This window comes from Citrobacter sp., from assembly GCF_050252275.1.
GTDB lineage: Bacteria > Pseudomonadota > Gammaproteobacteria > Enterobacterales > Enterobacteriaceae > Citrobacter_A > Citrobacter_A amalonaticus.
In genome coordinates, this window is sequence record NZ_JBFWLF010000208.1 from 1 (window position 1) to 8,260 (window position 8,260).

The window sequence follows — 8,260 nt, forward strand, 5'->3', positions numbered from 1 at the left end:
TGTGGGTTCGCCGCCAGCGCGCGGGCAATGCCAACGCGCTGGCGCTGACCGCCGGAAAGCTGCCAGATGAAGCGTTTTCCCGCGCCTTCCAGCCCCACTTTTTTCAACATATCCTGAGCGATGCTGACACGCTGCGCTTTCCCGATGCCCGCCAGTTGCAGACCCAACGCGACGTTATCCTGCACGTTGCGCCACGGCAGCAGCCCTTCGTGCTGAAACACCACGCCGCGCTCTGCCCCCGGCCCGTCAACGCGTTTTCCCGCCAGCTGAATGCTACCGTGTTGATACGGTACAAATCCGGCAATCAGGTTCAGCAGCGTCGTTTTGCCACATCCCGAAGGCCCCAGCACCACCAGCAGTTCACCGCTGTCGAGCGTCAGATTGATATCTTCCAGCGCCGGTTTACCACCGTAATCGGCGTAAAGATGAGAAAGTTGCAGCATCAGCGCCTCCTTTATTGCACGAAGCGGTCGGTGACGTACTGACTGTAATCGCTTGCCACCGCAGGCACCTTGCCCTGCTCTTTCAGAAACTGCGCGGTGTCGATAATCGCTTTGTTCACCGGTCCGGTTAGCTCAGCCGTCTGCTGCTGGGGAGTGAGATAGGTATTGCCTTTTACCAGTCCCGGCACATCGGCTTCCGGAACGCCGCTCAGACGCGACAGCTTGCTGATGTTCTCCGGTTGCTTCAGCCATTCGTCGGGATTGGCGATATAGGACTGCTGCGCGTCGATGGCGCTTTTCGCGAAGGCTTTCACTACCTCCGGATGCTTCTCGGCAAAGTCTTTGCGCACGACCCACACATCCAGCGTCGGTGCGCCCCACTCACCGACTTTCTCCGAGTCGGTCAGCACCTTGCCGTCTTTTTCCAGCGCGTTAACGGCAGGTGCCCAGACGTAGGCACCATCAATATCTCCGCGCTGCCAGGCGGCGATAATCGCTGGCGGCTGCAGGTTCACAATCTCCACCTGACCGGGTTTAATCCCCCAGTGTTTTAACGCGGCCAACAGGCTGTAGTGGGTGGTGGAGATAAACGGCACCGCGATGCGTTTGCCGATCAGATCATTGGGTTTACCGATCGTTTTTTTCACCACCAGCGCTTCGGAGTTACCGAGTTTTGACGCCAGCAGGAAAACCTCTATCGGCACCTGCTGACTGGCGGCAACCGCCAGCGGGCTGGAGCCGAGATTACCGATTTGCACGTCGCCAGACGCCAAGGCGCGCACAATACTCGCGCCGCTGTCGAATTTACGCCAGTCGACGGTAGCCCCGCTCTCTTTGGCGAAGGTGTTATCCGCCTGGGCCACTTTTGCCGGTTCAGCGGAGGTTTGATACGCGACGGTGACGTTCACCGCCTGCGCCTGAAAGGTGATGAATGCCAGTGCGGCAAGAAGTGTATTACGCGATGAAACGGCCATAGTGTCTGCTCCCCTGTCTTGTTATGGAGGCAGTATTTCGTTGTGGCCGGATTTGATAAAGGAATTAAAAATTCTTGCTAAGAACAAAGCGTTTTTAGAAAAAAAGTGGGAATGGTTAGTTGGGATATGACTTTCATGTCACCGTATCAAACGGTTCCGTTCGCCTTGTATTTCTAACCGTGGAACAGACGTTGTCATGTCACTTCATCAAAGGGTTCCGTTCGCCCTACGAACCGTGATTCTCTGGACGTAAATTTCCCGCGAACGTGTTAAGGAGGCGGCGACGAGCCTCCTTAACACGTTCGCGGGTGAGTAAGTTCCAAAGAAGCAATAGTCATAAAGCGAACGGAACCCTTTAAAGAAGTGACATGGAAATGCCTGAAATCTTGCCCGGGCCCCTTTAATGAAATGACATGAAAACACATACCACCAGCGCCCCCAAATATTGCCATTTTGTTACATTCATTCCATAACTGTACCTGATTGATTGCCAGCGCAGCGGCGCCAGGCATCATAGGATCATTATCCGGCAAGAGAGCAATATCATGATACGTGTGGTGCTGGTGGACGACCATGTGGTGGTGCGTTCCGGCTTTGCGCAGTTACTCAGTCTCGAAGAAGACCTCGACGTCGCAGGCCAGTACAGCAGTGCGGCGGAAGCCTGGCCTGCGTTGTTGCAGGACGACGTTAACGTTGCGGTGATGGACATCGCCATGCCGGACGAAAACGGTCTGAGCCTGCTGAAACGCCTGCGGGCACAGAGGCCGCAATTTCGCGCCATTATTCTTAGCATCTATGACACACCAGCCTTCGTGCAGAGCGCGCTGGATGCGGGAGCCAGCGGTTATCTGACCAAACGCTGCGGGCCGGAAGAGTTAGTGCAGGCCGTCCGTTCCGTTGGGCTGGGGGGACATTACCTCTGCGCGGATGCGCTGCGGGCGTTGCGTGGTGGAGAACCGTCATCACCGGTACTGGAGGTTCTGACACCACGCGAACGGGAAGTGTTTGATTTACTGGTCAAAGGCGACAGCGTTAAGGAGATTGCCTTCAAACTCGATCTCAGCCATAAAACGGTCCATGTCCATCGCGCCAACGTGCTGGGCAAGCTGAACTGTCACAGCACTATCGAGCTGGTTCATTTCGCTCTCGACCATCAGTTACTGGCGGGGCATTGATGTCGCACAACCTCCGTCACGTCGTCATTTCACTGTTTATTGTGCTGGCCTGGGGCACCGGCTGGCTGATGCTGTGGACGCTTGGTTTTTATCTGACCCACAACGGCCAGCAGGCGGCCCTGTTCCTGCCGCACGGCGTCTACCTGGCGCTGCTGATCCTGCTTTCACGCCGCTACTGGCTCGCGCTGGTGCTGCCACCGATGATGATGATGTTCTGGCTGCACAGCGAGCAACTGCTCAATGGTTATATTCTGCTGACCACACCGCTTATCAGCATGATTCCCGCCAGTCTCGCACAGACTTTCTGGTACCGTTTCCCTCTTTACTGGCAGCGGCTGACGCTGCTGCTGGCCACGGTAACAGCCGCCTCATTGCTCAACGCCGCTCTGCTGTCGCCGTTTGTTAAAAGTCCGGCGATGCTGCTCGGGCTGGCGTCGTTTACCGGTGGCGTGCTGCTGACGCCGTTCGTTTATCTGATCTTCGAGTTTCTGCGCCAGCAGCATCGCTACCACCTGCTGGGTCTGGACACCAATAACCCGCCGCTGCGTACCTCGCTCATCATCTGGTGCAGCCTGTTTTTTATCATTGGCATTGGCACCCAGATGGTGCTGTCGCCAGAGATTGAACGCCTGCTGTTGATTGTGGTGTTTCTGCCCAACGTGGTGATGGCGTGGAAATTTGGCTGGCAGGGGGGCGTGCTCTCGGGGCTACTCGGCAGCATGATGATCACCATCGCCCGCCAGATTGGCGTGGGCTTCATCAATCTGATTGAACTGGAGATTTTTCTCGCGACACAGTCACTGCTCGGTATTGGTCTGGGGATCGCCATCAGTCGTCAGCAGCATCTGGCGCAAAACCTGCACCATTATCGCCGGCGTCTGGAAGCGGAACTGGCGGCGCGGCGCGCGCTGGCCGAGAAACTGGTGCATACCGAAGAGGATACGCGCAAGAGCCTGGCGCGCGAACTGCATGACGAGATTGGGCAAAACATCACCGCCATTCAGATCCAGTCGCAACTGGTAAAACGGGCGCACGATCCGGCGCAAGCCCAGGCCGCCGCCAGCCAGATCAACGATCTCGCCCGGCGAATCCATCACTCCACCCGCCAGTTGTTGCGCCAGCTTCGCCCACCCGCGCTGGACGAACTGTCGTTCAAAGAGGCGCTGCTCCACCTGCTCAACGAGTTTGCCTTTACGGAACGTGGCATTCACTGCCAGTTTGACTATCAGCTTACCACCATGCCCGAGAATGAAACGGTGCGCTTCACTCTCTATCGACTGTTACAGGAGTTGCTCAACAACATCTGTAAACACGCCGGGGCCAGCGAAGTACGAATTGTTCTGCGTCAGCAGGGAGATATGCTGCATCTGGACGTGTCCGACAACGGCGTGGGGATCAGTGCAGACAAGATAGCCGGTTTTGGCATTCAGGGAATGCGCGAGCGGGTCAGCGCCCTCGGGGGTGAACTGGCGCTGGAATCGCGGCACGGTACGCGGGTAAGTGTTAACTTGCCCACAAATTTGCAACAAATCGCCTTCTGACCAGGAAAAAGTCTTAGTCACTCCGGACTTTCTCTCATCCCCTTTCGGTTTCTCTTTCTTATAGTCAACAAAACGGAGACGGCTATGCACGCAGGCGCAGCAACTGACATCACACAACGTTACCGGACGCTGCGTCCCCGGCTGCTGATGTACATGGTCATCGGTTACGCCGCGTTTTACCTGACGCGTAAAAGCGTTAACTACGTGCTGCCAGCGCTGCAAACCGATCTCGGGCTGGATAAAAGTGACATCGGTCTGCTGGGTTCCTTGTTTTATCTGACCTACGGCCTGTCGAAATTTACCGCCGGGTTGTGGCATGACAGCCACGGACAGCGTTGGTTTATGGGCGCGGGACTGTTCACTACTGGCCTGTTGAACGTGGTGTTTGCTTTTGGCGAGTCGCTGACGCTGCTGTTGGCGGTCTGGACGCTGAACGGATTTTTTCAGGGCTGGGGATGGCCGCCCTGCGCTCGCCTGCTGACCCACTGGTATTCGCGTAACGAACGCGGCTTCTGGTGGGGCTGCTGGAATATGTCTATCAACATTGGCGGGGCGATTATCCCGCTGATTAGCGCCTTCGCCGCCCACTGGTGGGGCTGGCAGGCCGCAATGCTGATGCCAGGGATAATTAGCATGGCGCTGGGAATAGGGTTAGCGCTGCAACTGAAAGGCACGCCCCAGGAAGAGGGGTTACCGTCCGTCGGCAACTGGCGTAACGATCCGCTGGAACTGCGCCAGGAGCAACAGAGTCCACCGATGGGACTGTGGCAAATGCTGCGTACCACGATGCTGAAAAACCCGATGATCTGGCTGCTGGGCGTTTCGTATGTACTGGTCTATCTGATCCGCATTGCGCTTAACGACTGGGGCAACATCTGGCTGACGGAAAGCCACGGCGTCAACCTGCTCAGCGCCAACGCCACGGTGATGCTGTTTGAAGTCGGCGGACTCCTCGGCGCGCTGTTTGCCGGCTGGGGGTCGGACCTGCTATTTAGCGGTCAGCGGGCGCCGATGATTTTGCTGTTTACGCTGGGCCTGATGGTCTCTGTCGCCGCGCTATGGCTGGCACCCGTTCATCATTACGCCCTGCTTGCTGTCTGTTTCTTTACGGTGGGCTTTTTTGTCTTTGGTCCACAAATGTTGATTGGTCTGGCGGCGGTGGAATGCGGACACAAAGCGGCTGCAGGCTCAATCACTGGTTTTCTCGGCCTGTTCGCCTATCTGGGGGCAGCGCTGGCGGGCTGGCCTCTGTCGCTGGTCATTGAACGCTACGGCTGGTCGGGGATGTTCAGTTTGCTCTCGGTCGCCGCCGTACTTATGGGTTTACTGCTGATGCCGCTGCTGATGGCGGGCATCACCACCACTCTCAGTCAAAGGATAAAACAATGAAAATGACCCTTACCTCTACTCTGATTGCCTCCGCCGTTGCGCTGGCGACCTTATCGGGCGCCGCACACGCGAAAGGGCGTCTGGTGGTGTATTGCAGCGCCACCAACGAGATGTGCGAAGCGGAAACCAAAGCCTTTGGGGAAAAATATGACGTGAAAACGTCGTTTATTCGCAACGGCTCCGGCAGCACGCTGGCAAAGGTTGATGCCGAGAAGAAAAACCCGCAGGCTGACGTCTGGTACGGCGGCACGTTGGATCCACAATCTCAGGCCGGTGAAATGGGTCTGCTGCAGCCGTACAAATCCCCTAACCTGGAACAGGTCATGGAGAAATTCCGCGATCCGGCGAAAGTGAAAGGCAACCTCTCGTCAGCGGTCTACGTGGGGATCCTCGGTTTTGGCGTCAACACTCAACGTCTGAAAGAGAAAAACCTGCCGGTGCCGAAATGCTGGAAAGACCTGACCAAACCGGAATACAAAGGTGAAATTCAGATTGCCGATCCGCAAAGCTCCGGTACGGCCTACACCGCACTGGCCACTTTCGCCCAACTCTGGGGTGACGATCAGGCCTTTGATTACCTGAAACAACTGAACGCCAACGTCTCGCAGTACACCAAATCCGGTATTGCCCCGGCGCGTAACGCGGCTCGTGGCGAAACCGCCATCGGCATTGGCTTCCTGCATGACTACTCGCTGGAAAAAGAACAGGGCGCACCGCTGGAGCTGATCTCTCCGTGTGAAGGTACCGGTTATGAAATCGGCGGCGTCAGCATCCTGAAAGGGGCACGTAACCTCGACAACGCCAAACTGTTTGTCGATTGGGTACTGTCAAAAGACGCCCAGGAACTGGCGTGGAAGAAAGGCAAGTCCTATCAGATCCTGACCAATACCACCGCCGAAACCTCGCCGAACTCGCTGAAGCTCGACGACCTGAAGCTTATCAACTATGACATGGATAAATACGGTTCAACGGATGTCCGTAAAGCGTTGATCAATAAATGGGTCAGCGAAGTGAAGATGGGTAAATAAGCCCACACGATGACTTCCTGACGTTAAGGTTACGTAGGCCGGGTAAGGCAACGCCGCCCCCGGCAATCATCGTCACCCTGAATGCCGGATGGCGCTCACGCGTATCCGGCCTACTCGGGATTGAACACCGGAAAACGTATGTCACACACACTTGCACTCCATCCTGTGAAAAAGCGGGATGCGATATTCCTTTGGGTTTTACTCGGCTGGCTGGCATTCGTTCTGCTGCCGAGCTGGAGCCTGGATTACGGTCTGCTGGAGTCCACGAGCGATGAAATCCTCGAGGCCTACGGCTGGTCACGGTTCAATATCAGTTGGCTCTGGTATCTGCTGCCGAGCCTGCTGCTGGTACGCCCGTTCCACGAAGCGAGACGCGAACAGCGCAGCCGCCACACCCTCGATGCGGGCTGGGCGCTGTTGTGTATGGCGTTTATCGTCATCAGCGCTACCGTTGAAGGGCGCGGTTTAGGCTACGCCACTATCGTGCTGTTTGTCGCGCTGGGGGCGATCATGACGCTGGCGCTGACCCGCCTCGAATGGCTGGGCGGCGACCGGTTTGTGATCGGTTCGCTGGTCACTATCGTGGCGCTCATCGGCATCTTTATCGTCTGGCCGAGCATCGCCATTTTCATCCCAATGTTCACCAACGACGCCGGGGAGTTCGCGCCGCTGGCGTTTATGAATGTGCTGTCGCAGGCGCATATCATTCAGGTGATCCTCAACTCTATCGCCCTGTCGATTGCGGTAGGTATCGGCTGTACTTTCTTCGGTCTGGTACTGGCGATTTATACCACCCGCATCGCTCAGCGAAGCGCCATTATTGGGCGTATCTTTTCGATTCTGCCGATCGTCACACCGCCGTTTGTGGTGGGGCTTGGCGTCACGCTGATGATGGGACGTTCCGGCTATGTGACCGAATTAATGGTCGACTGGTTCGGGTTGACCAACACCAACTGGCTGTACGGATTTACCGGCATCTGGCTGGCACAGGTGCTGGCGTTTACCCCAATGGCGTTTATGATCCTCGACGGCGCGATCAAAACCATTCACCCGTCGCTGGAAGAAGCGTCATATACCCTGCGCGCCAGCCGCTGGCAGACGTTTAACGGCGTGTTTGTCCCACTGCTGAAACCGGCGCTGGCGAACGCCTTCCTGATTGTCATCGTGCAGTCGCTGGCCGACTTCAGTAACCCGTTGGTGCTCGGCGGGAACTTCGACGTGCTGGCAACGCAAATTTACTTCTACATCACCGGCTCACAGCTTGATTACCAGGCCGCCAGTACGCTGGGCGCGTTCCTGCTGCTGTTCTCGCTGCTGGTGTTCTGTGTACAGTACATGTGGATTGGCAAGCGCTCTTACGTCACCGTTTCCGGGAAATCGTACCGTGGCGACGTCCAGCCACTGCCGGTCACGCTGGTCTGGAGCGTGGTGGCTATTCTGGCGATATGGATTGCCTTTAACGCCCTGCTCTATGGCAGCATTTTCTACGGCAGCTTCACCGTGAACTGGGGCGTGGACTACACCCTGACGCTGGATAACTTCATCAAACTGTTTGGTCAGGGGATGAGTGACGGCGCATGGCCTTCGCTGCTCGATACCCTGTTGTATGCCGGGATTGCCGCGCCGATCACCGCCGCCTTCGGTCTGCTGATCGCCTGGATTGTGGTGCGCCAGCAGTTCAAAGGCAAAAAGACCATCGAGTTCACCACC

The 8,260-nt window shown here is 56.7% G+C and carries 7 protein-coding genes; 5 read left to right on the forward strand and 2 right to left on the reverse strand.

Annotation, left to right across the window (positions count from 1 at the left end; genetic code table 11):
• Nucleotides 1–443 (reverse strand): ATP-binding cassette domain-containing protein (locus AB7E14_RS16480; RefSeq protein ID WP_428169683.1); only part of this gene is annotated, 443 nt, incomplete at its 3' end.
• 11 nt (nt 444–454) lie between these two features.
• Nucleotides 455–1,417: a taurine ABC transporter substrate-binding protein gene (gene tauA, locus AB7E14_RS16485; protein WP_044328385.1), complete on the reverse strand. Its 963-nt coding sequence runs from the start codon at nt 1,415–1,417 to the stop codon at nt 455–457.
• A gap of 545 nt (nt 1,418–1,962) precedes the next feature.
• Here tauA and AB7E14_RS16490 point away from each other — a divergent pair.
• The 5 genes from AB7E14_RS16490 to AB7E14_RS16510 form a co-directional block, all read left to right on the forward strand.
• Nucleotides 1,963–2,592: a response regulator transcription factor gene (locus AB7E14_RS16490; protein WP_044328386.1), complete on the forward strand. Its 630-nt coding sequence runs from the start codon at nt 1,963–1,965 to the stop codon at nt 2,590–2,592.
• Entirely contained in the window at nt 2,592–4,133 is a 1,542-nt protein-coding gene (locus tag AB7E14_RS16495) for an MASE1 domain-containing sensor histidine kinase (protein WP_316961970.1), read from the forward strand. Before AB7E14_RS16490 ends, AB7E14_RS16495 begins: the two co-directional genes overlap by 1 nt.
• A gap of 60 nt (nt 4,134–4,193) precedes the next feature.
• Nucleotides 4,194–5,522 (forward strand): MFS transporter family glucose-6-phosphate receptor UhpC, encoded by a 1,329-nt coding sequence (gene uhpC / locus AB7E14_RS16500; RefSeq protein WP_316962011.1) that lies wholly within the window; start codon nt 4,194–4,196, stop codon nt 5,520–5,522.
• On the forward strand, nt 5,519–6,550 hold the full coding sequence (locus AB7E14_RS16505; protein ID WP_043001654.1) for an ABC transporter substrate-binding protein: 1,032 nt from the start codon (nt 5,519–5,521) through the stop codon (nt 6,548–6,550). Before uhpC ends, AB7E14_RS16505 begins: the two co-directional genes overlap by 4 nt.
• 138 nt (nt 6,551–6,688) lie before the next feature.
• On the forward strand, nt 6,689–8,260 hold a 1,572-nt coding region (locus AB7E14_RS16510; protein ID WP_428169684.1), incomplete at its 3' end, for an ABC transporter permease.